The sequence below is a fragment of the Rhizobium sp. RU20A genome, from assembly GCF_900155885.1.
GTDB lineage: Bacteria > Pseudomonadota > Alphaproteobacteria > Rhizobiales > Rhizobiaceae > RU20A.
In genome coordinates this window covers 228,546-250,308 of the sequence record NZ_FTMB01000004.1, presented here as the reverse complement: position 1 = coordinate 250,308, position 21,763 = coordinate 228,546, and the positions used below count along the sequence as shown (strand labels likewise).

Sequence of the window (21,763 nt, the reverse complement as noted above, 5' to 3'; positions counted from 1 at the left end):
CTTTTCCTCCTGCCGCCCGGTGACTAGTTTGTCTCAAGGAACGGAAACGGGAAGACAATCATGGCCTCCAAACCACCGTCACGCCGCAAGCCGGGCGAGAGCAACGAGCAACCGACGACGATCGACCTGAGCGCCGATCCCGTGGTGAAGGCCGATGTGGACACGGACGGCGGCAAGGATGCAGGCGAGCCGGCACTGACCGCGCCGGAAAAGCCGCAGGCCGATCCCCTGTCGACGCAGGCCATGCCAGAGCAAGCCGAGGCCTCCACGGCAACACTGGAGAGCAGCCGTGTCGAGGATGCGCCCACAACAGCCGCGGATGTGGCCGACACGCCGTCCGATCGGCCGCGCGATGCCGCCGCCGATGCGGCGGCCGCTTTCGGCGAAGAACCGTCACCGGCCCGGGCAGAGACCGCGACGCCTACATCCGGGCCCGCCGCGACCCACAAGCCCTCCGGCACTTCGACTAGCGGCGCGCTCGCGGCCGGCATTCTCGGCGGCCTCGTCGTACTGGTCGCCGCCGGCGGCCTGCAATATGCCGGGGTCCTGCCCTCGCTCGCGCCGCGTGAAGCCGACAGCGAAGCGCTCACAGCCCTTCAGGCCGAGGTTGAAAGCCTGAAGTCCGCAAATCAGGGCGCTCCGGCCGATCTTGCCCCCGTGGAACAACGCCTCGCCGCCCTTGAGCAGAAGACGACGGAAACGCAAAGCGTCGATCTCGCACCGCTGAACCAACAGCTTGCCGATCTCTCAGCTGCCGTCGCCAGCCTTCAGGCGAGCACCGGCTCTGCCGATTCGGCCCGCAGCGATCTCACAACCCGCCTTGACACCATCGAGAAAAAGCTGGCCGAGCCGACGGCCGAGACGCGCCTTGCCCGCGCCGTTGCCGTCACGGCGCTCAAGACCGCGATCGATCGCGGCGGCCCCTATCTTGCCGAACTCGATGCCTTCAAGTCCGTCGCGCCCGATGATCCCGCCATCGCTCCTCTCAGCGAGGACGCGCAAGGCGGCGTTGCGACCCGCGCCGATCTCATCGACGCCTTCCCGGCCGTTGCCGATGCGATGCTCGATGCCGTGCGCCAGCGCGATCCCAACCAGGGCGTCTTCGGCCGCCTGCTCGACAGTGCCGCATCGGCGGTGCGCATCCGCCCGGTCGGCGACGTCGCCGGCGATGGTCCGGATGCAGCCGTCGCCCGCATCGAGCGCGCCCTGACCAACGGCGACCTCAAGGCCGCCGCGCTGGAATGGGACACCCTGCCGGAAGCCGCCAAGACGGCCGGCGCCGATTTCCGCCGCAAGCTCGACCGCCGCATTGCCGTGGAAGCTGCCATTGACAGCGCCGTGGCCGCACCGGTCACCACCAGCAACCAGGGTTGAGGACGAACCATGATCCGCATTCTCGTCTTTGTCCTCGTCATCCTCGCCCTCGGCAGCGGCTTTGCCTGGCTGGCCGACCGTCCAGGCGAGCTCTCCGTCATCTGGATGGGCATGCGCATCGAAATGTCGCTGCTGGTGGCCGCGACGGTGCTCGTGGCGCTTGTGGCGCTGATCTTCTTTGCGATATGGCTGGTGCGCACGCTGATGGCCTCGCCGCACACCATCACGCGCTACTTCCGTGCCCGCAAGCGCGACCGTGGCTACCAGGCCCTCTCCACCGGCCTGATTGCCGCCGGTGCCGGCGATGCGACGCTTGCCCGGAAAATGACCGTGCGCGCCCGCGGCCTCATCCGCGCCGATCAGGAACCGCTCATCCATCTGCTGGAAGCCCAGACAGCCCTCATCGAAGGCCGCTACGACGATGCGCGCCGCAAATTCGAGCAAATGGCGGACGATCCGGAAACCCGCGAGCTTGGCCTGCGCGGCCTTTATCTTGAAGCAAGCCGCCTTGGCGCCACCGAGGCCGCCCGTCAATATGCCGAGCGCGCGGCGGCAAATGCTCCGCACCTTGCCTGGGCGGCGCTCGCCACGCTCGACCACAAGAGCCAGGCCGGCGCCTGGGATGAGGCGGTTCATCTCATCGACCAGATCCGCGCCGCCCACGTCATCGACCGCAAGGAAGCCGAGCGGAAGAAGGCTGTGCTGCTCACCGCCCGCGCCCGCGCCCGCCTTGAGGCCGACCCGCGCGGCGCCCGTGACGACGCCCAGACAGCGCTGAAGCTCTCGGACGGCTTCGTGCCGGCCGCGCTGCTGGCCGCCAAGGCCTATCTTCGCGAGGACAATCTGCGCAAGGGGGCCGCGATCCTCGAAAAGGCCTGGAAGCAAGAAGCCCATCCCGAGATCGCCAGGCTCTATGTGCGCGCCCGCAGCGGCGACAGCGCTCTGGACCGCCTGAAGCGCGCCACCAAGCTGGAGACCATTCGGCCCAACAATCCGGTCTCCCTGCTGACGACCGCCTCCGCCGCGCTCGATGCCCGCGAATTCGCCACCGCCCGCGCCAAGGCCGAAGCCGCCGCCCGCATGGCGCCGAGCGAGGAAGCCTTCCTGCTGCTTGCCGATATCGAGGAAGCCGAAACCGGTGACGTCGCCCGCATCCGGCACTGGATGAGCCAGGCCCTCAAGGCCCCGCGCGACGCCACCTGGATCGCCGATGGCGTGGCAAGCGGCGATTGGCAGCCCGTCTCGCCCGTGACCGGCCGCCTTGACGCCTTCGAGTGGAAGACGCCCGTCCTCCCCGCCGGCGGTGACGTCATCGACGCGGAAGCCGCGATCCGCAGCCTGCCGCCCGTCAAGCCGGCGGAAAAGCCCATGCAGCCGGCCGCGGAACCGCAGAAGGCACCCACGACCATCATCGCGACCCCCGCCACGTCTGCCGCCGAGAAGCCCGCCGCGTCCGCTGCCGAGAAGCCGGTTGCAGTGAAGGCAGCGCCGGCTGTGCCGGAACCCGTCGCCGTGGTCGAGAAGCCGGCAAAGGTCGTGCCCGTCAAGGCCGCAACCGCACCGGTGGCGAAACCAGCCGACACTGCGAAAGCACCAGCCCTCGCCGGTGAGGGCGAGTTGGTCGATCCCTTCTTTGGGCGCCCCCCGGATGATCCGGGCGTGCGCGACCCGCAGGCAGAAGAAAAAGCCGCCACCCGGCTCTACTGAGGATAGTAAATGTTCGATCGCCTGCGCAGCTTCATCGATGGGCTCACCCGCCCTGGCACCGGACCGAGCTTTACCAAGGATGATCCCCGGATCGCCGTCATCGCCCTCAGCATGCAGGTGATGGAGGCGGACGGCCAGATTATGGAAGCCGAGCGCAAGACGCTGCGCGACGTCATGCGCGAGCATTACGATCTCGATGACGCCATGCTGGACGCGCTGATTGCAGCCGGCGAGCGGGCGGAAAAGGAAGCCATCGACTTCTACCATTTCACCACCATGCTTAATCGCAGCCTTGATGATGAACAGAAGATCGAACTGGTGGGCATGCTCTGGGAAATCGTCTACGCCGATGGCTCGCGCAGCGAGCTGGAGGACCATGCCCTGTGGCGCATCGCCGACCTTCTGGGCGTGTCCGGCCGCGACCGGATCGTGCAGCGCCAGCAGGTGGCATCGAAATTGCACGTTGAGGACGAGAAGACTCAAACGACTTGACCGGTCAACCGGAGCACGGAATGCCTGAAAGGCCTGCCCTGAAACCCATCCTCGTTATCCTCCACCAGGAGCGATCCAGCCCCGGCCGCGTCGGGCAGATCCTGACGGAGAAAGGTTTCCCCCTCGACATCCGCCGCCCGGTCTTGGGTGATCCCCTGCCGAAGACGCTGGCGGACCATGCCGGTGCGGTGATCTTCGGCGGCCCGATGAGCGCCAACGATCCGGAAGACTACGTGCGCCGGGAAATCGACTGGATCGAAATCCCGCTGAAGGAAAACAAGCCCTATCTTGGCATCTGTCTCGGCGCGCAGATGCTGGTCAAGACGCTCGGTGGGACCGTGGCCCCGCATGTCGAGGGTCTCACGGAGATCGGCTGGTATCCGCTCGCGCCCACGCCCGCCGGAACCGCGCTGATGGACTGGCCGGACATGGTCTACCATTTCCATCGCGAGGGTTTCGACCTGCCGCAGGGTGCAGAGCTTCTGGCCACAGGTGAGACCTATCCCAACCAGGCCTTTCGCATCGGCGGGAATGCCTGGGGCATCCAGTTTCACGGCGAATTAACGCGGGCCATGATGCACCGCTGGGTGGTTCACGGCGCCCACCGCTTCGACCTTCCGAATGCCCAGGTCGGCCGTCAGCATCTCGACGGGCGTTTTCTCTATGACGCGGCGCTCAGGCGCTGGATGGAGGGATTTCTGGAACTGGTCTTCCTGCGCGAAGCCGAATCCATGCTCAAACCCCAGTCCCTCCAACGGCAGAAAGCCCAATTTTCAGCCGTCGGAGGCTGACGATAACCCACGCCAACCAGGGCGTCGGCGAACGAGCCGGCCACCGCGCGTTAAACATCCTCCAAGCCGCCTTGGCACGCGGACTTGCCGCTCGCGCCGGCAATGTCTACATGTCATGCACCGAACGATTTGGAGAAGCGCATGCTCGCGGTCATCGCCACCTTGAACTTCATTATCAACATTGCCTGGTTCCTGATCATCGCATCGGCCATCTTCTCCTGGCTCTATGCGTTCAACGTCATCAACGTGAACAATCAGGCGATCAACATGATTGGCCGCTCGCTCTACCAGTTGACGGAGCCGCTCTACCGGCCGATCCGCCGCATCCTTCCGGATATGGGCGGCGTCGATCTCTCGCCGCTCGTCGTGCTGGTCATCCTCTACTTCATCCAGATGCTGCTCAACACGACGATCGCCCCCGCGCTTCTCGGCATGTGACCCAGCCAAATCCGCTCGACGCCCTGACGGTCCATGCCGACCATCTGCGCCTTACCGTCCGGCTGACGCCAGGCGGCGGTCGGTCGAAGATCGAGGGTGTGGAGCGCGATGCCGCCGGTACCGTCTATTTGAAGGCGCGTGTCGCCGAACCGCCGGAAAAGGGCAGGGCAAACGCCGCCCTCATTCTTCTCCTGTCAAAAACCTTCGACACGCCGAAAAGCGCTATCCGCGTTCAGTCCGGCGAGACCTCAAGACTGAAAACGCTCCGGATCGAGGCCGATCCGGAGCGCTTCAAAAAGGTCTATGAGGCCCATTTCGCACGGGCCTGATGGCTGGCAAAGCCGGCTTCGAGACTGAGGCCTTACTTGGCCTTTTCGGCCTTGGCGCGCTCGATTGCTTCGACGATGAGCTGCTTGGCTACGTCAACGCCGCGCCAGCCGAAAACCTTCACCCACTTGCCGGGCTCCAGATCCTTGTAGTGCTCGAAGAAGTGCTCGATCTGCTGCACGGTGATTTCCGGCAGGTCGGTGTATTCCTTCACCTTGTCGTAGCGCTTGGTGAGGTGATAGCTCGGCACGGCAACGATCTTTTCGTCCTTGCCCGAATTGTCTTCCATCATCATCACGCCGATCGGGCGCACGTTGATGACACAGCCCGGAACGAGCGGACGGGTGCTTGCGATCAGCACGTCGATCGGGTCGCCGTCATCCGAAAGCGTGTGCGGCACGAAACCGTAGTTCCCCGGATAGGTCATCGGAGTATAGAGGAAGCGATCGACGATCAGCGTACCGGCTTCCTTGTCCATTTCGTACTTGATCGGATGGCCGCCAACCGGGACCTCGACGATGACGTTGATATCTTCCGGTGGATTTTTGCCGATGGAAATTGCATCAATACGCATGATGGTCCTCAAGAAGGGGGCTGTAAGAACTGCCTGTCCGATAGAGCGAAATGGTCACGGACGCAACATCACTTTCGTCGACAAGGTAAAAATGGGTGCGGGTCATGAGACGCAGGCCGGGCCAAACACCGAAAGTTCGAAGAACATTCGCCGCCATCAGCGCATCTCTTTTCGTTTCACTGTGCGCTGTCCCCGCCGCATCTGCCAGCGAAAGCCGCTATACCGCGCTTGACACCTCGGCGTGCACGACGCTGTCAATCGAAGACGGCATGGGCTCCAGCCAGAAATGCACCGGGCTGGAGGGTCTGCCTGTCTATGTGAAAGAGGGCGACCTGCGCCTGTCGGTCTTCTATGGTACCGTGCCACAAAGCTATATCGACGAGGGTTTCGAGACCTTCAGCCCCTTCAACACGATCGGGACAAAAATCGAATGGCGCATCGATGCCGATGGTCGCACGAAGGCTGCGATTCTGCGCTGGTTTCTCGACAATATCAGCCCGGAAACGGGCGAAGTCGATCCCAAACGCCGCGGGCAGGTTCTGGTGATTTCGCGCGTCGCTGCCGGAAAGGGCGAAAAGGGCTGCATGGTTGGCTTCGTCGATGCGCTCGCAAACGCCGATGCCAACCAGTTGGCGCGTGACACCGCCGATGCCCTCGCCGCGGATTTCCGATGCGGGGTCGACACACCCGCCTATCATGGCCTGCGCGGCGAGACCGCCGGAGAGCCTTCCCGCCATTTGCCGGAGTAAAAGCGGGCCGACCAAGTTGGCTGTTGGCACTGACAGTCGGCGACAAGGTCAGTCCCAGACGTATCCGATCTTCTTGAGGAGCACGTCGTCGAAGTCCTCCATGCCCTCGGCAATGTCGCGTCCGCCGGCATCCCGGAAGAAGCTGTCGGCGTGATGGCTGTCCTCGAGGCACCAGACGACAAGCCCGCGGCAGCCGAGCGATTTGAGGAGGTTCCGTGCCTCGTTAAACAGGATGCGGCCGAGCCCCATGCCCTGATATTCCGGCCTGAGGTAGATCTCGTAGACCTCGCCTTCCTGCGGCAAAGCGCGGGCGCGGTTCAGCCCCATCGTCGCATAGCCTGCGATGGTTCCCTCGATCTCGACGACCATCAGCGTTGCCGGACCGCGCGTTGCGCGCCGCCACCATTTCTCGTCGCGGCGATTGACCATCTGCAGCAGGGCGCGGTGTGGAATGAGTCCCTTATAGGCCTGCAGCCAGCTTTCACGATGCGCGCGCGAGATCGCGGCCGCATCATCCGGCTCACCTGGCCTCACGTCAATGGACACTGTCTTCATGGCAGGACTCTAGACCGTCCGCATCCCCGGGCGGAATCCCGCGCACGCGAACTATCGGCATAACACACAGACAACATGCATCGTTGCCCCTGCCTAAAAGTTAACGCAAAGGTAACCTGTCCCGCAAGCAACCAGAGGGAGCCCCGCACAACAAAAAGGCCCCCGGCATGAGCCGGAGGCCTTTGCAATGTCAGACAGACGGAGACGGGATCAGGCGGCGCCAGCCGTCTTCATCTTTTCGAAACGCTTGCGATCGTTCGGGTCGAGATACATCTTGCGCAGACGGATCGACTTCGGCGTCACTTCCATCAGTTCGTCGTCCTGGATCCAGGACAGTGCACGATCGAGCGTCATGCGGATCGGCGGCGTCAGCTTCACGGCTTCGTCCTTACCGGCGGCACGGATGTTGGTCAGCTGCTTGCCCTTGAGGACGTTGACCTCGAGGTCGTTGTCGCGCGAGTGGATACCGATGATCATGCCCTGATAGACCTTTTCGCCCGGCTCGATGATCATCGGGCCGCGGTCTTCGAGGTTGAACATGGCATAGGCCACGGCTTCACCCGAGGCGTTCGACAAAAGCACGCCGTTGACGCGGCCGGCAATCGGACCCTTGTAGGGCTGGTAGTCGTGGAACAGGCGGTTCATGATCGCCGTACCGCGCGTGTCGGTCAGGAGTTCCGACTGGTAGCCGATCAGGCCGCGGGTTGGTGCCAGGAACTTCAGGCGCACGCGGTTGCCGCCCGACGGACGCAGTTCCGTCATCTCGGCCTTGCGCTCGGACATCTTCTGCACGACGACGCCGGAATGCTCTTCATCCACGTCGATGACGACTTCCTCGATTGGCTCCATGGTCTGGCCGGTCGTCTCGTCCTTGTGCATCACCACGCGCGGACGCGAAACGGCAAGCTCGAAACCTTCGCGGCGCATCGTCTCGATGAGCACGGCGAGCTGCAGTTCGCCGCGGCCGGAGACGAAGAAGGAGTCCTTGCCTTCGGCTTCCTCGATCTTCAGCGCGACGTTGCCCTCGGCTTCCTTGAGCAGACGGTCGCGAATGACGCGGCTCGTGACCTTGTCGCCTTCGGTGCCGGCCAGCGGGCTGTCGTTGACGATGAAGGACATGGTGACGGTCGGCGGGTCGATCGGCTGTGCCGTCATCGGTTCCGTAACGGACGGATCGCAGAAGGTGTCGGCAACCGTACCCTTGGAAAGGCCGGCGATCGCGACGATGTCACCCGCATGCGCTTCATCGATGGCCGTGCGCTCGATGCCGCGGAAGGCGAGGATCTTCGAGATGCGGCCGGTTTCGATGAGCTTTCCGTCCTGGCCGAGAACCTTGACCGGCTGGTTCGGCTTGATGGAGCCGGACGCGATGCGGCCAGTGATGATGCGGCCGAGGAAGTTGTTGGCTTCAAGGATCGTGCCAATCATGCGGAACGGGCCTTCTTCGACCGTCGGAGCCGGAACATGTTCCAGAACGAGGTCGAGCAGAGGCGCCAGACCCTGGTCCTTCGGGCCTTCCGGGTTGACATTCATCCAGCCATCGCGGCCCGAACCGTACATGATCGGGAAGTCGAGCTGCTCGTCGGTGGCGTCGAGATTGGCGAAGAGGTCGAAGACTTCGTTGATGACTTCCTCGTGGCGGCCATCGGGACGGTCGATCTTGTTGATCGCTACGATCGGGCGAAGACCGACCTTCAGCGCCTTGCCGACCACGAACTTGGTCTGCGGCATCGGGCCTTCGGAGGCATCGACGAGAACGATCGCGCCGTCCACCATCGAGAGAATGCGCTCTACTTCGCCGCCGAAGTCGGCGTGGCCGGGCGTGTCCACGATGTTGATGCGCGTGTCCTTCCACTCGATGGAGGTCGCCTTCGCCAGGATCGTGATGCCACGTTCCTTTTCGAGATCGTTGCTGTCCATCATGCGCTCGGCAACGCGCTGGTTCTCGCGGAAGGAGCCGGACTGCTTCAGGAGCTCGTCCACAAGTGTCGTTTTGCCATGGTCAACGTGTGCGATGATCGCAATATTGCGCATTTTCATGTTTGGAATCTCGGAGGTTCGGGCAGACCCCTGAGGGTCGCAATCTTCAATTGACGGGGCTCATACAGCTTTTTCCGCATTTGCGAAAGGGGGAGAAGCGCGCAAAGCCCTGCCGCGCCTGCGAGGGCGGCCATGCGCGAATGCGAGGGCAGGCTTTGCCGGCGCTCGCGAAGCCGCTGCGGAGGCAGGCCGCGACCTTACGCACCGACATAGCCTTCCGGCTGGAGTGTGACCCGCCAAAGCTCGTGATTTTCGCGGTCCATCAGCCGCACCGTCGCCTCGCCGGAGGCGGCAATGTCGACGAGGCCGAAGAACTGCAGCCCGGCGGATGGTGGCAGATTGCTGTCGATGCCGCCGCCGGATGACTTGATGAAACGCACTTCCGGCCCCAACGTCGGATCGAGCGGCTTCGGACCGTAGGTGCCGGAATGCAGAGGACCGGAGACGAACTCCCAGAACGGATCGAAATCCGTAAAGCCCGCGCGCGCCGGATCATAGTGATGGGCGGCAGTGTAATGCACGTCGGCCGTCAGCCAGATCGTGTTGCGGATGTCCTTGCGCTTCATGAAGGAGAGGAGATCGGCAATCTCGCCCTCCCGCACAGACGGCGCGCCACCTTTGCCATCCGCAACGCCCTCGATGCCGGATTTGCGGCCATAATCGTCCCAGATGACAAGGCCGAGCGGCATATCGCAGGCAAACACTTTCCAGAGCGCACGGGAAGCAGACAATTCGCGCTTCAGCCAGTCGATCTGCCGCCAGCCGAGCAGGCCACTTTTCTCGTCCTGGTTCTCGCCGCGATAGCTGCGCAGGTCGAGGAAAAAGATATCGAGCAGCGGACCATAGGACACCTTGCGGAAGATCCGCCCCGGCTCCGTCGCCGGCACGCGGATCGGCGTCATCTCGTCAAAGGCCCGCGCCGCTCGGGCCGCGTAGACGGAAATGTCCTTTTCCGGATACCGCGGATCATCGCTGAGATCGGTGGACGCGGACCAGTTGTTGAGCACCTCGTGGTCATCCCACTGGTAGAAGGCCGGACAGGTGGCATTGAAGGCCCGCACGTGGTCATCCAGCAGATTGTATTTCCACTGCCCGCGATATTCGCGCAGCGTACGCGCCACCTCGCGCTTCTCTTCGGTGACGACACGGTTCTTCCAGATCGTCCCGTCGCGCAGGGTGATCTCGTCGGGCATCGGGTTGTCGGCGTAGATCGTGTCGCCGGAGTGGATGAAGAAATCCGGCTGGTGCCAGGCCATGGTCGAATAGGTCTTCATACCGACATCATCGATGCCCCAGCCCTGCCCCGCCGTATCGCCCGACCAGGCAAAGCGCACCGCCCGGCGCTTCAGCGGCGCGGTGCGAAACCGGCCGGTGACTGGCTCTGCAACAAGATTGACGTCGGAAATATCATGGGCCCGAAAGCGGTAGAAGTAATCCTGGTCCGGCAAAAGCCCCTCCGCCAGCCATTTCACGGCTTGATCGGTACCGGGCAGCGCATCCTTCGCGCTTAACCGGACCGGATCGGCAAAGCTCTCCGTTGTCGACAGTTCCACGCTGACGCGCGCCGCGCGGTCCGTTCGCGTCCACACCATGGCGGATCCACCATCGACGTCGCCCGACTGGACGCCGAGCGAAAATGCCGGCCGCTGGGTGTTGCGAGCGTAAAACGGCGCAGAAAGCGCGGATGTCGCCGCAAGCCCGAGCGTTCCCGCTGAGACGAGGAAGGAACGGCGGGAAGACGCGCGCGCGAGGATGGACATGATGACGGCTCCGGTCGCGAAGCAGGCAAAGCCTGATCGCGGGACCATGAGCCGCCCCAATGTCAGTCACGTTACGGCACCGCGACGGTTTCGTAACGTCGCGGCGAAGTTTCCGTGACAGTGAGCATGTCCAGCAAATGTGCACCGCGGTTTTGCGTCCGGACATGCGCAAGCAAGAATGTCAGCCGGATAAAGGACGGACGCGTCAGGCGGCCAGCCCTTTCTTGGCGAGCATGGCATCCGGGCTCGGCAGCTTGCCGCGGAACGCCTTGTAGGCCTCTTCCGGATCGATGGAGCCGCCGACGGAATAGATGTGCGTCTTCAGCTTCTCTGCCATGCCGGGGTCGAAGGCATTGCCGGTCTCCTCGAAGGCAGCGAAGGCATCGGCATCCAGCACCTCCGACCACATGTAGGAATAGTAGCCGGCCGAATAGCCGTCGCCGGAGAAGACATGCTGGAAGTGCGGCGTCGCATGGCGCATGACGATGGCCTGCGGCAGGCCGATACGCTCCAGAACCTCGGTCTGCACGGCCATCGGATCTTCCGGCGCCGGGATCGTGTGAAGCGCCATATCGACCAGAGCCGAGGCGGTAAACTCGACCGTTGCGAAACCGGAATTGAAGGTGCGCGCGGCCAGCACCTTGTCGAGCAAGGCCTGCGGCATCGGCTCGCCGGTCTCGACATGCACGGCATAGGTTTTGAGGATGTCCGGCACCGTCAGCCAGTGCTCGTAAAGTTGCGAGGGCAGTTCCACGAAGTCGCGCGAAACGCCAGTGCCGGAGACCGAGGGATAGGTGACGTCTGAGAGCATGCCGTGCAGCGCATGGCCGAATTCATGGAAAAGCGTACGCGCATCGTCCAGAGACAACAGCGCCGGCTTGCCTTGCGCGGGCTTTGCGAAGTTGCAGACATTGTAGATGATGCCGATCTCGCCCTTGGTGCCATTCGGCAGATCCAGTCGATGCTGGGACTGGAAGGAACTCATCCAGGCTCCCGAGCGCTTCGAGGAGCGCGCAAAATAATCGCCAAGGAACAGGGCGACGAGACCGCCGTCCCGGTTGCGGATCTCGAAGACGCGCACATCGGGATGATAGCCCTTCACATCCTTGCGCTCGACAGCCGTGATCCCGAACAGGCGGCTGGCGACATCGAAGCAGGCATCGATGATCTTTTCGAGCTGCAGGTAGGGCTTCAGCTCGCTCTCGGAAAAGCTGAAGCGCTGGGCGCGCAGCTTCTCCGCATAGAAGCGCCAGTCCCAGGGCATGATCGTCTCGTTGCTGCCAGCCGCCGACGCCAGCGCCTGCAGATCGGCCTCTTCTTCCCGTGCCCGCGCCACCGCCTTGTCCCAGACCTGCGTCAGGAGACCGTTCACGGCTTCCGGCGTCTTCGCCATCGTATTGTCGAGCTTAAGGGCGGCGTAGTTTGCGTAGCCGAGCAAGCCGGCTTTTTCCGCCCTCAGTTTCAGCGTTTCGGCGACCACGGCGCGGTTGTCGGTCTCGCCGCCATTTTCGCCGCGCGCCACCCAGGCCTTGAAGGCCTGCTCGCGCAGCGGGCGGATCTCGGAAAACGTCAGGAAGGGCTCGATGATCGAGCGCGACAGGGTGACCGCATAAGCGCCGTCGCGGCCGCGATCGCGGGCCGCAGACGCCATGGCATCGCGCAGGAAGCCTGGCAGACCGGCGAGATCGGCTTCGCTGTCGAGGAAGAGCGCCCAGCTCTTCTCGTCCGCCAGCACGTTCTGGCCAAAACGCGTGCCGAGACCGGCCAGCGTCTCGTTGATGGCGGCCAGACGCTCCTGCTGCTCGCGCGGCAGCTTTGCACCCGATTTCACGAAACCCTTCCAGTGACGCTCGAGCACGCGGGTGGCTTCGAGATCGAGACCAAGGGTTTCGCGCGTCTCCCACAGCCTGTCGATGCGGGCAAAGAGCGCGACATTCATGCCGATCTTCGAATAATGGCGCGACATGCGCGGCGAAATCTCGCGCTCCAGCGCCTGGATCGTGTCATTGGTGTTGGCGCCGGCAAGGCACCAGAAGATCGAGGACACCCGCGACAGCGCGTCGCCGGCGATCTCCAGCGCGACGATCGTGTTCTCGAAGGTCGGCGCTTCCGGATTGTTGGCGATCTCATCGATTTCCGCCTCATGTTCGGCGAGCGCCGCATCGAAAGCCGGCGCGAAGTCGGTATCGTCGATCGCTTCGAAACGCGGCAGGCCGTGTGGCCCGTTCCAGTCCGTCACGGCAGGGTTCAGGGCACGCGTCTCGGTCATGGCAGCTCCTTGCGGCAGGCGATCGGAAATGGGGGGAGGCTGATTCTCCTCTCCCGCTATCCGAGGTAAGCCGCTGGCGCGACAAGTTCAAGGCAGCCGGCGTCAGCCGCGCTTCAGCCCCAGGAGCCCCGGCGCAGCATGCCAGATGGCCTGCGCGGCAAAGCCGAGGAACAGAAGGCCGGACAGCCTGACGATCAGCCGCTCGTGCCGGCGATAAAAGCGGCGCACGACGCCCGCCCCGATAATGGCGATGAGGATCACGTCGGCACCGAGAAAGCCGGCCAGCGAGGCCATTAGCAGAACCGGCAGCGCATCGAAATCGAGCGCGTTGGCCGAGCCGGCAAGAAGCGCCGTGAAGGTGGCGAGCGCCACGGGATAGCCCTTGGGATTGGTGAGACCGAAGATCAGCCCGCGCCGCAGCGGATGCGTGACGACCGTGAGCGGCGCGCCATCGCCCCGGGGCTTGGCCGTCAGTGCGCTCCAGCCGATCCAGGCGAGATAGATTCCGCAGGCAAGGCCAAGTGCATCGAAGATAACAGTGCCGAGCGTCTTGGCGCCGACAATGGCGACGAGCGCCAGTGCCGACCAGACGAGATCGCCGGCCAGATGCCCGCCCATGAAGAAGGCGCCCGCCTTGCGCCCCTGCCCGGCGCCGATGCCGAGGAGCGCGAGAAAAGCCGGACCCGGGATGAGGACGTAAAAGAGGGCGGCGAGGAAGGCCCCGGTGATGAGTGTTGACGACATGCGATTCCCCTCTGTTTTCGCCATGAGGGGCCAGTCCTTAGCGGCCGTCAATCACGCATCTCTGATGCGCGCATGAAGAGAGCTGATGGGTGAAAAGATCAGTCGCCCTTTTGTCCGCTCGACCACGCCCGTGCATCGGCCAGGAGCGGGAAGATGCCGACCACCATCAGCGGCAGGCCGAAGGCGAAGGAAGCGGCCAGACCAAGGGAGGCGAAGAGCACCGCGCCGCAAATACCGCCGAGAAAGAAATGCCCGACCATGGTTGAAAGGAGCAGCAGTTTGGCCCGGTCGGCGATCACCGGTTTTGTCGCCGTCGCCCCGTTGCGGTAGACAAATTTGCCGATCTCGATTCCGATATCCGTCACCATGCCCGTGACATGAGTGGTGCGAATGCGGGCGCCGGAAAGCTTGGTGATCATCGCGTTCTGCAGGCCCATGACATAGCACAGGAGCATGATGACCAGCACCGCGTGACCGAGAAGGTTGACATCGGCAAAGCGGGAACTGCCCGCGAAGGCCGCCAGCAGCAGGGCCTGCCACAGAAGCGGGATGGCGTATTGGGACCGAAGGTCGCGCTGGCGCGCCCAGTTAATCAGGATGGCCGAGGTGGCGGCGCCCGCCAGGAAAGCGATGAAGGAGGCAAGGCCGAGAAAGGCGAGCGCCCATTCGCCGAGCACCAGATGATCGGCGAGCGAGGAGACGACCCCGGACATATGGGAGGTATATTGATGCACCGCCATGAAGCCGCCGGCATTGATGCCGCCCGCCACGAAGGCGAGGAAAAAGGCGAGATGGCGGTCTGCCCGTTCGCTCCGGTCGCGGTCGATCAGGCTCAGAAGATAGAGATGCATTTCAGGTCCGCATTGCTTCGGTCGAAAGCGCACCAGAAAACGTCCCGCACCTGCCGACGCACGGGACCGGAAATGCCCGGCCAACAGCCCAGCCCTGAGAGTGTATTCGAAAACCCTTCCGAAACGGAAATGAAACCGTGCAGAAGATGGCAGGCCGGGATCAGGGATCGGTGTAGCCGACGACAGTGAGACGGAGCGTCCCTGGGCTCGGCTGCGCGGCAAAGAAAAGGGCACCTTTTTCGGCCGATTCCGAGGCGACGTAGTCGAAAGTGACGTCAGCGCTTTCCGCGACCTCGTCGCCTCGCATGAGATCGCCGCGCACATGCACCTGCGCCCCCGTCGCCAGCGAGGGATTGTGGACTGCGACGGTGACCCGGTAGCGCCCGCCCGCCGGCTCGATGGCCGTTGCGCTCACCTCGAAGCGCGCCGGTTCCTGGCGATGCCTGACGATGTCGATGACCAGCATTACGAACAGACCGGCAACCAGGAGGCTGCACAGGAGGCCCGTTGTCCATTCCACCAGATGCGAGGACCGGCCCTTGCTACGTGCGGGATCCGTCGTGCTGCCCATCGTGCTGTGTCCTCCGGTGCGATCGCGCTACAAGATCAGTCGGGCCGAGGCCGCGCCGATGGCGGCGGGCAGGCCAAGCACGACCGTCGTCGTCATAATCTGCTGCAGGGAAACGCTGTCGACCCGCTCAAAAGTCCACAGGGCATAGAGGCTGACGAGCAGCGCCAGAACGTAGCCGGGGATGGTGTAGACGAAAAACGGCCGCCACCAGCCGGCCCCTTCGGCGCGCCTGTGCCCGCCGCGAAACTGCACCGCGTAGACGAACCCATGCATGAGCACGATGGACGTGACGACCATCAGCAAGGTGTGCACGGGCGTTGCCTTGAAGGCGATAAGGTTCATTTCCTCCGTGGGCGCGACGTTGAGATTGAGAAACAGGGCGCCAACCACCATCATGAAAAGTTCGCGCCCGTAACCAGCCTCGGCCTTCTCCCCCTCGTCCTCCTCGTCGCCTTCTTCGTCACTGTCGCCAAGCTGGCTGCGACCGAGAAGCGCGCCGATACTGGCCGGCACCGCCTGCAGCGCAATCTGGGCCACGGCGGTCGCCATCGTCGCTCCCTGCCCGAGAACGTTGAACAGCAGCAGAAACCCCGCGGAAACGAGGATGCCGAGGCCGTAGGCCGTGATCGCATCCCGGTACGCCGCGCCCCATCCGATCGATTTTTCAAAGCCGATATAGTGGGCCAGGAGAACCAGCATGGGCAGGTTCACCGTGCAGAGCACAAGAAGCCGGAGGGGATGCACGTAAAGGCCGAGAAACCACATTTCCATGGTCATCAGCATGGGCAGGGAAAACAGCAAAGCCCCCGCAAGCCCGCGTGCAAGGCCGGTCAGAAACCGCCTGTCTTCGCCGTCGAGGGAGCCACCATCTTTGGCTCCGCATTCATCGGCCTTCGCCATGCTCACGCCTTGCGCTCAGCCTCATCCGAAACGGAAGGTAGAAGCAGGGCGACTTCCCTGCGCCCCTCATCGTCCAGCCCATCGACGTTGTCGCGCCAGAAAGCATCCGCTTCCTGCGGTTCGTCATCCCATTGGCGAACGGAAACCTTGTTATCGTCGATGATCGCCTGCCGGCGTCCACCGAGCGCGAGGTACTGGTCGGCGAGATCCTGATGCGGTGTCCGTATGTCCTGCATGGCGCGCTCCTTTAGGATGTCCCTGGTCGTCCACCAAACCGCGACGCGCAGGGAAAGGTTCCGCCGATGCGATCAAGCCGAAGCGGAACATTCGCGGTCCGGACCGCTTAGGCCATGCGTTGAACAGTTGGCCAGCGAGCCCCTGGCACTTCGCGCCCTTGAGGCGAACGGCCGGAAGGCCTCGAGAATGGAGAGTGAGAAAATGAAAAAAGCCCTGATGCTTGCGGGATTGATTGTCATCGTCGTGGTGGCGGCATTTGCCTTTTCGGAGCGAGGCCGCGACGACGCACCCGGCAGGCCCTCCCCGCACGCCATCGATCAGTCACCATGAGAAAGGACAGGCGCCTCCCCGCGACAGGCGGGGGGTTTCAGCTCAGGACGGACGACGATCTTTGAGCGCCGCCTGAAGCTGGCGGGCAAGGTTGAGCAACCGCTCAGGCACATCTTCATGCTTGATCTTGCCCATCAGCGCCTCGATCTGTTCATCGACGCCAACGCCAGCGCCGTCTCGCTTGATATCGTCAGGTTTTTTCATCCGGCCGTCCTTTCCGCGCAACCCTTTACGGTTCTTTGAGCGGAATGGTTTCATCCGGCGAATAGATCGAACCCGAACGCGGCATGACGGGCCAACGCGAAGGCTCGTCTTGCGAACCGATCGTGTACGCTCGCCCTATCGGCGGCCGCCATCGAGGTCGTGATTGACGCTCCACTCCTTCGGCCTTTTCTTCTCGTCAGGCCGACTATGGATCGTGGCATCATCACTGCCGGTAATCACCCGCGGCTTGGCGCTGGCAACGCCATTGTTGTCGCCGCCGGCCTGTGTGCCGACGAACTGGCCTCTAGCATCCTTCTCGACCTGGCTCTTTGAGCCTTTGGCATCGTTCATCGTAAAACTCCCGTTTCGAGGCATCGCTATGCCGACTAAAATGCAAGGCGCGCCGTTCGCGCATCCAGCCCCGCTCAGGCCGGCAACGGCCGGCCGCCAAGCTCGACCGCAAGCGCCTCGCGGGCCCTGCTGAGGCGGCTCTTGATGGTGCCGACCGCACACTGATGAATTTCCGCAGCTTCCTCGTAGGAAAAGCCCAGACCACCGACCAGCATCAAAACCTCGCGCTGCTCCACCGGCAGGCGTGCCAAGGCAGACTGCAAGTCTCCCTCCATGCAGGCCCACTCCTGCGTCGGCGCGCTGACCAGCGTGCTCGCGACGCAATCCACCAGGCCCGGCGCCTCGCGCACGCGCACTCGGTACTGATTGCAATAGGTGTTGCGCATGATGGTGAAGAGCCAGGACTTCAGCTGTGTACCCCGTTGAAACTGCTCGATGCTGCGCAAAGCCCGCATCAACGTTTCCTGCACGAGGTCGTCGGCGTCTGATACGTTAAGCGTAAAGGTTCTGGCAAAGGCGCGCAGGGCCGGAATAAGCGCGACGACATCGTCTTTTACGTCGCGCTTTTTGGCACAGCTCTCAGCGGCAATGTCTGGGGAGCGCTTGGTTCGCACGGGGGCGGAAGGCGGGGCTTGGTGCCGCTGGAGGGATGACATGGACTGCACACGCTCTCTGACTTGGACCATGGGAGCGAAATGGTCCAAGTCAGAGTTTTGTTCCTTGCAGCGACGAACATCAGCTGTATAGTTTACGATTAGAACTCCATAAAGAAAGTATGTTTTATATATATCCTTTTCTTATGTCGCATATAAACCGAGATGTGACCCATTAGTTCCAACTGTTCAAAGAAAATACGGCGGAGATCGACGTCGGAACATCTGTCGTTGTCCATGGTTGCAATGTTCTATGGCAACAGAGTTTATCGACATGACACAGGACACACCAAAGGCTGGCAAAGCCGGCACCACGAAGCAGTCTCCGCGGTGGGAGGGGCCTGAGGCCTCCCGTCCGCGTGGTTATTTGCCTGCGAAAGATGATCCCGATACGGAGCCGGATGCCGTCGGCGAGACTTTGTCGGATCCCGATCGCACAAAGGCGCGCGATGTCGCGAAAACCGGTGCTGCAACGCGCCGCCTCAAGCCGGCGCCTGGGTCTGATACGAGTGATGGATGACAGGATGCATCCATGTGAAAAGGCGCCCCTTCTGGTCGGAAAGGGCGCCTTTTTCAATCGTTGTCTAGGGGACGATGTCAGATCATGATTTCGCCGCCGGTGACCGGGATGACGGCGCCGGTCATGTAACTGCCGAGATCGCTGGCCAGCAGCACATAGGCTCCGGCAAGCTCCCCCGGCTGGCCCGCACGGCCCATCAGCGTCTTCTTGCCGAAATTTTCGACCTTGTCGGCCGGCATGGTGGAGGGGATCAGCGGCGTCCAGATGGGGCCGGGCGCGACAGCATTAACGCGAATACCCTTGTCGGCCAGCATCTCGGCAAGGCCCGCGGTGAAATTGAGAATGGCCCCCTTCGTGCTCGCGTAGGCCAGAAGGTCAGCCGACGGCTGGCGAGACTGGATGGAGGCCGTGTTGATGATCGCGCTGCCGGAGCGCATATGCGCTGCCGCAGCACGGGAAAGGAAGAACGGCGCGTAGATATTGGTGCGGAATGTCGCGTCCCATTCCTCGGCAGAGATATCGGCGATATCCGAGAACGTTCGTTGCCGCGCGGCGTTGTTGACGAGAACGTCGAGCCCACCGAGATCGGCGATTGTCTTTGCGATGACGTCATCGCAGTGACTTTCGCTGGAGAGATCACCGCGCAAAAGCAGAGCACGACGGCCGGCCTTCTCGACTAGCCGCCGCGTTTCCTCCGCATCGTCGTCTTCGGAGAGATAGGCGATCGCGACATCCGCGCCTTCACGCGCAAAGGCGATTGCAACCGCCCGGCCGATGCCGGAGTCGCCGCCGGTGATCAGAGCAACCTTGCCCTCGAGGCGACCGGCGCCGACATAGCTGTCCTCGCCATGGTCGGGAACGGGCTGCATATCCCGCGTCTTTCCGGGCGGTGTCAGCTGCCCTGCGGAATAGGGAGGGGCGGGGCGGCGGATGGAATCGTCAGACATAAGAAGCTCCGGAGTCTGTGAGGTTGCCGGCTCAAACCCGTCCGAAAGCCCCTTGTTCCCCGAAATTGCTCAAGACGCGCCCATCCGCTCGTCCGCGCCCGACGATTAGGCGTGTAGCCGCCGCATCTGCTGTGGCGGGCAGTCATTCTCATCCGGATTGGGATCCGGCGTCTCGTCCGGCAAAACGTCGGGCTCGGGCTCGCGGATCGGCGGCGTCGGATGTCCGATCGGCGGAATATCCGGTCCCGGTACGGGGCCGGGCGTCGGGTACGGCTCGACAGGTGCAATGGCCATGATGGTCTCCTTTGCACCCAAACACGCGCGACATGCGCAAGGTTCCGTCCGACGCTGCGATACGCGGAGAGATCCGGTGGAAAAGCAAAGAAGAATGAGAAGAAAAACTGGAGCGGGTGAGGCGATTCGAACGCCCGACCCCAACCTTGGCAAGGTTGTGCTCTACCCCTGAGCTACACCCGCTCATTCCTGCGATCCGGGGGTAATCGGTGGATCGCCGGCCGCCGTTTGTTGCGGCGACGGGCGCTATATGGCCCAAGCCTTTTTCAAATGCAACAGGGAAATGACGGCCGCCCGAAGAAATTTTCGGACACCCATCGCAAACTCCGCTGACGTCCCGGTGGGGCGCCGGCATTTTCTCCGGATCTGTCGCGATCCGCGTTGCCGTGCCGGCCGCACCCGCCTATTGCAGGACACCGGATCAGCACAGGAGACAGATGATGAGCGACGCGCCCGCGCAAACCAATTTTCCGAAGACATCGCAGGACCTCTTCGCCTTTCTCGACGGGCTCGGCATTGCCCACGAGACCAAGGAGCATGCGCCGGTCTTCACCGTCGCCGAATCGCAGTCGCTGCGCGACGAGATGCCGGGCGGTCACACCAAGAACCTCTTCGTGAAGGACAAGAAGGACAATTATTTCCTGCTGACGGTGGAGGAGCATGCGACCGTCGATCTGAAAACCGTGCACACCATCATCGGCGCCGCCAGCAAGGTCTCCTTCGGCAAGCCGGAAAAGCTGATGGAGTATCTGGGTGTCATCCCCGGCGCCGTGACGGCCTTCGGCGTCATGAACGACACCGACCACAAGGTGACCTTCATCCTCGACGCGGACCTCACGAACGAGGCGGTCATCAACTGCCATCCGCTGCGCAACGACGCCACGACGGCGATCGCGACCAGGGACCTGCTGCGCTTCGTGGAAGCGACAGGTCACGCGCCGCTTGTCTTGAAAGTGACGGCCTGACATACGATCTTGCTGCCAGAAACACTGATCTCGAAGGCGCGCACCCTTTTGCGCTTTCGAGTGCGAGAGGACAGATCATGAGCGGCGACAACAATCCCTACGCGGCCTCTTTCGGAAGCCCGATGACGGCAAGCGCAAGTTTTGCGCCGCAGGCCTCGGCCCCCTCCCCGGCTGCCACGGCCGGTGCCGCTGCCGACGTCGTCTCCGACACCACCACCGCGACCTTTGCCCGGGATGTGCTGCAGGCCTCGCTCGAAACCCTCGTTCTCGTCGATTTCTGGGCGCCCTGGTGCGGTCCCTGCAAGCAGTTGACCCCCGTGATTGAAAAGGTCGTGCGCGAGGCGCGCGGCCGGGTAAAGCTCGTGAAGATGAACATCGACGAGCACCCGCAGGTCGCCGGACAGCTTGGCATCCAGTCGATCCCCGCCGTCGTCGCTTTCAAGGGCGGCCGCCCGGCCGATGCCTTCATGGGCGCCGTGCCGGAAAGCACGATCCGCCAGTTCATCGAAAAGAATGCCGGCCCGGCGACGGATGACCGGGCTCAGGAAATCGAGGCTGCTCTGGCTGAAGCCGCAGCCCTTGCCGAGGCGGGCGATCTCCAGAACGCCGCGGGCCTTTATGCGGCCGTGCTCGATGCCGAGCCCGAACATGCCGGCGCCTTTGCGGGCCTCGTCGAGTGCATGCTGACGGCTGGCGATCTTCAAAGCGCCCGCGAACAGCTGGCGCTCGCCCCGGAGGCCATGCAGAAGGATCCGGCCATTGCCGCCCTCACCAAGAAGATTGGCCAGATCGAGGAAGCCCGCAAACTCGGCGATCCCGTGGCGCTTGAGCACCAGATCGCCGTGAACCCCGACGATCACGCCGCGCGCCTGAAACTCGCAAAGATCCGCAATGTGGAGGGCGACCGCGAAGCCGCCGCCGGCCACCTGCTGTGGATCATGAAGCGCGATCGCACCTTCGAGGATGACGGCGCACGACGCGAATTGCTGCAGTTCTTCGAGGTCTGGGGACCCAAGGACCCCGCAACGATTGCCGCGCGCCGCAAGCTGTCCTCGATCCTCTTCTCGTAATCTGTCACTCTTTGCGTGAAATGTGACAAAGGCGCTTGAGAACGCGGGAC

The 21,763-nt window shown here is 63.2% G+C and carries 26 protein-coding genes and 1 tRNA gene; 11 read left to right on the top strand and 16 right to left on the bottom strand.

All coding sequences use genetic code 11. The annotated features are described in order from the left end of the window. Positions 1-60 precede the first annotated feature (60 nt). From F3H41_RS13200 to F3H41_RS13175, 6 genes are all read left to right on the top strand, one after another. Positions 61-1,374: a COG4223 family protein gene (locus tag F3H41_RS13200; protein WP_149739147.1), complete on the top strand. Its 1,314-nt coding sequence runs from the start codon at positions 61-63 to the stop codon at positions 1,372-1,374. A 9-nt stretch (positions 1,375-1,383) separates the two neighbouring features. After that, positions 1,384-3,081 (top strand): heme biosynthesis protein HemY, encoded by a 1,698-nt coding sequence (locus F3H41_RS13195; protein ID WP_149739146.1) that lies wholly within the window; start codon positions 1,384-1,386, stop codon positions 3,079-3,081. A gap of 9 nt (positions 3,082-3,090) precedes the next feature. Continuing rightward, complete coding sequence (locus F3H41_RS13190; RefSeq protein ID WP_149739145.1) at positions 3,091-3,573, top strand: TerB family tellurite resistance protein; 483 nt, start codon at positions 3,091-3,093, stop codon at positions 3,571-3,573. A 20-nt stretch (positions 3,574-3,593) separates the two neighbouring features. Next, positions 3,594-4,364: a glutamine amidotransferase gene (locus tag F3H41_RS13185; protein WP_149739144.1), complete on the top strand. Its 771-nt coding sequence runs from the start codon at positions 3,594-3,596 to the stop codon at positions 4,362-4,364. A 141-nt stretch (positions 4,365-4,505) separates the two neighbouring features. Further along, a complete protein-coding gene (locus tag F3H41_RS13180; protein ID WP_149739143.1) occupies positions 4,506-4,802 on the top strand; it encodes a YggT family protein in 297 nt (98 codons plus the stop codon). After that, on the top strand, positions 4,799-5,131 hold the full coding sequence (locus tag F3H41_RS13175; protein ID WP_244616182.1) for a DUF167 family protein: 333 nt from the start codon (positions 4,799-4,801) through the stop codon (positions 5,129-5,131). The genes F3H41_RS13180 and F3H41_RS13175 overlap by 4 nt, the downstream gene beginning before the upstream one ends. 32 nt (positions 5,132-5,163) lie before the next feature. On the opposite strand, the gene ppa is transcribed toward F3H41_RS13175, so the two are convergent. Continuing rightward, positions 5,164-5,703, bottom strand: a complete 540-nt coding sequence (ppa, locus tag F3H41_RS13170; RefSeq protein WP_149739142.1) for an inorganic diphosphatase — start codon at positions 5,701-5,703, stop codon at positions 5,164-5,166. 269 nt (positions 5,704-5,972) lie between these two features. Between ppa and F3H41_RS13165 the strand changes: the two genes are divergently transcribed. Next, complete coding sequence (locus F3H41_RS13165; RefSeq protein WP_149739141.1) at positions 5,973-6,452, top strand: hypothetical protein; 480 nt, start codon at positions 5,973-5,975, stop codon at positions 6,450-6,452. A 48-nt stretch (positions 6,453-6,500) separates the two neighbouring features. Here the strand turns inward: F3H41_RS13165 and F3H41_RS13160 are convergent, their stop codons facing one another. The 9 genes from F3H41_RS13160 to F3H41_RS13120 form a co-directional block, all read right to left on the bottom strand. Beyond that, a complete protein-coding gene (locus F3H41_RS13160) occupies positions 6,501-7,007 on the bottom strand; it encodes a GNAT family N-acetyltransferase (RefSeq protein WP_149739140.1) in 507 nt (168 codons plus the stop codon). 210 nt (positions 7,008-7,217) lie between these two features. Further along, positions 7,218-9,047 (bottom strand): translational GTPase TypA, encoded by a 1,830-nt coding sequence (gene typA, locus F3H41_RS13155; RefSeq protein ID WP_149739139.1) that lies wholly within the window; start codon positions 9,045-9,047, stop codon positions 7,218-7,220. Positions 9,048-9,244: 197 nt separating this feature from the next. Next, positions 9,245-10,807 (bottom strand): alkaline phosphatase D family protein, encoded by a 1,563-nt coding sequence (locus F3H41_RS13150; protein WP_149739138.1) that lies wholly within the window; start codon positions 10,805-10,807, stop codon positions 9,245-9,247. Positions 10,808-11,012: 205 nt separating this feature from the next. Further along, positions 11,013-13,076 (bottom strand): M3 family metallopeptidase, encoded by a 2,064-nt coding sequence (locus F3H41_RS13145; protein ID WP_149739137.1) that lies wholly within the window; start codon positions 13,074-13,076, stop codon positions 11,013-11,015. Positions 13,077-13,178: 102 nt separating this feature from the next. Continuing rightward, positions 13,179-13,820 carry a LysE family translocator gene (locus F3H41_RS13140; RefSeq protein ID WP_149739136.1) on the bottom strand — a complete coding sequence of 214 codons (642 nt, stop codon included), beginning with the start codon at positions 13,818-13,820 and terminating at the stop codon, positions 13,179-13,181. A 98-nt stretch (positions 13,821-13,918) separates the two neighbouring features. Continuing rightward, positions 13,919-14,671 (bottom strand): YoaK family protein, encoded by a 753-nt coding sequence (locus F3H41_RS13135; protein ID WP_149739135.1) that lies wholly within the window; start codon positions 14,669-14,671, stop codon positions 13,919-13,921. A gap of 160 nt (positions 14,672-14,831) precedes the next feature. Next, the gene (locus F3H41_RS13130) at positions 14,832-15,242 is read right to left on the bottom strand and encodes a TIGR02588 family protein (RefSeq protein ID WP_149739134.1); all 411 of its coding nucleotides are present in this window, start codon (positions 15,240-15,242) and stop codon (positions 14,832-14,834) included. Positions 15,243-15,269: 27 nt separating this feature from the next. Next, positions 15,270-16,142, bottom strand: a complete 873-nt coding sequence (locus F3H41_RS13125) for a TIGR02587 family membrane protein (protein ID WP_149739133.1) — start codon at positions 16,140-16,142, stop codon at positions 15,270-15,272. 2 nt (positions 16,143-16,144) lie between these two features. Beyond that, positions 16,145-16,378 carry a hypothetical protein gene (locus tag F3H41_RS13120; RefSeq protein ID WP_149739132.1) on the bottom strand — a complete coding sequence of 78 codons (234 nt, stop codon included), beginning with the start codon at positions 16,376-16,378 and terminating at the stop codon, positions 16,145-16,147. A gap of 202 nt (positions 16,379-16,580) precedes the next feature. Between F3H41_RS13120 and F3H41_RS21710 the strand changes: the two genes are divergently transcribed. Continuing rightward, on the top strand, positions 16,581-16,709 hold the full coding sequence (locus tag F3H41_RS21710; protein WP_280177044.1) for a hypothetical protein: 129 nt from the start codon (positions 16,581-16,583) through the stop codon (positions 16,707-16,709). A 42-nt stretch (positions 16,710-16,751) separates the two neighbouring features. Here F3H41_RS21710 and F3H41_RS21295 read toward each other — a convergent pair whose 3' ends face one another. The 3 genes from F3H41_RS21295 to F3H41_RS13110 all read right to left on the bottom strand — a co-directional run bounded on the left by F3H41_RS21295 (position 16,752) and on the right by F3H41_RS13110 (position 17,920). Then, positions 16,752-16,913, bottom strand: a complete 162-nt coding sequence (locus tag F3H41_RS21295) for a hypothetical protein (RefSeq protein WP_188129459.1) — start codon at positions 16,911-16,913, stop codon at positions 16,752-16,754. Positions 16,914-17,048: 135 nt separating this feature from the next. Beyond that, positions 17,049-17,264 carry a hypothetical protein gene (locus tag F3H41_RS13115; RefSeq protein WP_149739131.1) on the bottom strand — a complete coding sequence of 72 codons (216 nt, stop codon included), beginning with the start codon at positions 17,262-17,264 and terminating at the stop codon, positions 17,049-17,051. A 74-nt stretch (positions 17,265-17,338) separates the two neighbouring features. Beyond that, a complete protein-coding gene (locus F3H41_RS13110; RefSeq protein ID WP_149739130.1) occupies positions 17,339-17,920 on the bottom strand; it encodes a sigma-70 family RNA polymerase sigma factor in 582 nt (193 codons plus the stop codon). Between the two features lie 271 nt (positions 17,921-18,191). Between F3H41_RS13110 and F3H41_RS21535 the strand changes: the two genes are divergently transcribed. Beyond that, complete coding sequence (locus tag F3H41_RS21535; RefSeq protein WP_149739129.1) at positions 18,192-18,437, top strand: hypothetical protein; 246 nt, start codon at positions 18,192-18,194, stop codon at positions 18,435-18,437. A 77-nt stretch (positions 18,438-18,514) separates the two neighbouring features. On the opposite strand, the gene F3H41_RS13100 is transcribed toward F3H41_RS21535, so the two are convergent. The 3 genes from F3H41_RS13100 to F3H41_RS13090 form a co-directional block, all read right to left on the bottom strand. Next, positions 18,515-19,384 carry an SDR family oxidoreductase gene (locus tag F3H41_RS13100; RefSeq protein WP_188129458.1) on the bottom strand — a complete coding sequence of 290 codons (870 nt, stop codon included), beginning with the start codon at positions 19,382-19,384 and terminating at the stop codon, positions 18,515-18,517. Positions 19,385-19,489: 105 nt separating this feature from the next. Further along, on the bottom strand, positions 19,490-19,678 hold the full coding sequence (locus tag F3H41_RS13095; protein ID WP_149739128.1) for a hypothetical protein: 189 nt from the start codon (positions 19,676-19,678) through the stop codon (positions 19,490-19,492). A 108-nt stretch (positions 19,679-19,786) separates the two neighbouring features. Beyond that, positions 19,787-19,861 (bottom strand) — tRNA-Gly (locus F3H41_RS13090). Between the two features lie 257 nt (positions 19,862-20,118). Here F3H41_RS13090 and F3H41_RS13085 point away from each other — a divergent pair. Together F3H41_RS13085 and trxA are read left to right on the top strand one after the other, a co-directional pair. Then, positions 20,119-20,643: a prolyl-tRNA synthetase associated domain-containing protein gene (locus F3H41_RS13085; RefSeq protein WP_188129457.1), complete on the top strand. Its 525-nt coding sequence runs from the start codon at positions 20,119-20,121 to the stop codon at positions 20,641-20,643. Positions 20,644-20,720: 77 nt separating this feature from the next. Further along, positions 20,721-21,713 carry a thioredoxin gene (gene trxA, locus F3H41_RS13080; protein ID WP_149739126.1) on the top strand — a complete coding sequence of 331 codons (993 nt, stop codon included), beginning with the start codon at positions 20,721-20,723 and terminating at the stop codon, positions 21,711-21,713. Positions 21,714-21,763 lie beyond the last annotated feature (50 nt).

Excerpts from the sequence above, each read along its gene's own strand:
- F3H41_RS13200 (WP_149739147.1), top strand. The coding sequence starts at position 61 with ATGGCCTCCAAACCACCGTCACGCCGCAAGCCGGGCGAGAGCAACGAG.
- F3H41_RS13195 (WP_149739146.1), top strand. The coding sequence starts at position 1,384 with ATGATCCGCATTCTCGTCTTTGTCCTCGTCATCCTCGCCCTCGGCAGC.
- F3H41_RS13190 (WP_149739145.1), top strand. The coding sequence starts at position 3,091 with ATGTTCGATCGCCTGCGCAGCTTCATCGATGGGCTCACCCGCCCTGGC.
- F3H41_RS13185 (WP_149739144.1), top strand. The coding sequence starts at position 3,594 with ATGCCTGAAAGGCCTGCCCTGAAACCCATCCTCGTTATCCTCCACCAG.
- F3H41_RS13180 (WP_149739143.1), top strand. The coding sequence starts at position 4,506 with ATGCTCGCGGTCATCGCCACCTTGAACTTCATTATCAACATTGCCTGG.
- ppa (WP_149739142.1), bottom strand. The coding sequence starts at position 5,703 with ATGCGTATTGATGCAATTTCCATCGGCAAAAATCCACCGGAAGATATC.
- F3H41_RS13165 (WP_149739141.1), top strand. The coding sequence starts at position 5,973 with ATGGGCTCCAGCCAGAAATGCACCGGGCTGGAGGGTCTGCCTGTCTAT.
- F3H41_RS13160 (WP_149739140.1), bottom strand. The coding sequence starts at position 7,007 with ATGAAGACAGTGTCCATTGACGTGAGGCCAGGTGAGCCGGATGATGCG.
- typA (WP_149739139.1), bottom strand. The coding sequence starts at position 9,047 with ATGAAAATGCGCAATATTGCGATCATCGCACACGTTGACCATGGCAAA.
- F3H41_RS13150 (WP_149739138.1), bottom strand. The coding sequence starts at position 10,807 with ATGTCCATCCTCGCGCGCGCGTCTTCCCGCCGTTCCTTCCTCGTCTCA.
- F3H41_RS13145 (WP_149739137.1), bottom strand. The coding sequence starts at position 13,076 with ATGACCGAGACGCGTGCCCTGAACCCTGCCGTGACGGACTGGAACGGG.
- F3H41_RS13140 (WP_149739136.1), bottom strand. The coding sequence starts at position 13,820 with ATGTCGTCAACACTCATCACCGGGGCCTTCCTCGCCGCCCTCTTTTAC.
- F3H41_RS13135 (WP_149739135.1), bottom strand. The coding sequence starts at position 14,671 with ATGCATCTCTATCTTCTGAGCCTGATCGACCGCGACCGGAGCGAACGG.
- F3H41_RS13130 (WP_149739134.1), bottom strand. The coding sequence starts at position 15,242 with ATGGGCAGCACGACGGATCCCGCACGTAGCAAGGGCCGGTCCTCGCAT.
- F3H41_RS13125 (WP_149739133.1), bottom strand. The coding sequence starts at position 16,142 with ATGGCGAAGGCCGATGAATGCGGAGCCAAAGATGGTGGCTCCCTCGAC.
- F3H41_RS13120 (WP_149739132.1), bottom strand. The coding sequence starts at position 16,378 with ATGCAGGACATACGGACACCGCATCAGGATCTCGCCGACCAGTACCTC.
- F3H41_RS21710 (WP_280177044.1), top strand. The coding sequence starts at position 16,581 with ATGAAAAAAGCCCTGATGCTTGCGGGATTGATTGTCATCGTCGTGGTG.
- F3H41_RS21295 (WP_188129459.1), bottom strand. The coding sequence starts at position 16,913 with ATGAAAAAACCTGACGATATCAAGCGAGACGGCGCTGGCGTTGGCGTC.
- F3H41_RS13115 (WP_149739131.1), bottom strand. The coding sequence starts at position 17,264 with ATGAACGATGCCAAAGGCTCAAAGAGCCAGGTCGAGAAGGATGCTAGA.
- F3H41_RS13110 (WP_149739130.1), bottom strand. The coding sequence starts at position 17,920 with ATGTCATCCCTCCAGCGGCACCAAGCCCCGCCTTCCGCCCCCGTGCGA.
- F3H41_RS21535 (WP_149739129.1), top strand. The coding sequence starts at position 18,192 with ATGACACAGGACACACCAAAGGCTGGCAAAGCCGGCACCACGAAGCAG.
- F3H41_RS13100 (WP_188129458.1), bottom strand. The coding sequence starts at position 19,384 with ATGTCTGACGATTCCATCCGCCGCCCCGCCCCTCCCTATTCCGCAGGG.
- F3H41_RS13095 (WP_149739128.1), bottom strand. The coding sequence starts at position 19,678 with ATGGCCATTGCACCTGTCGAGCCGTACCCGACGCCCGGCCCCGTACCG.
- F3H41_RS13085 (WP_188129457.1), top strand. The coding sequence starts at position 20,119 with ATGAGCGACGCGCCCGCGCAAACCAATTTTCCGAAGACATCGCAGGAC.
- trxA (WP_149739126.1), top strand. The coding sequence starts at position 20,721 with ATGAGCGGCGACAACAATCCCTACGCGGCCTCTTTCGGAAGCCCGATG.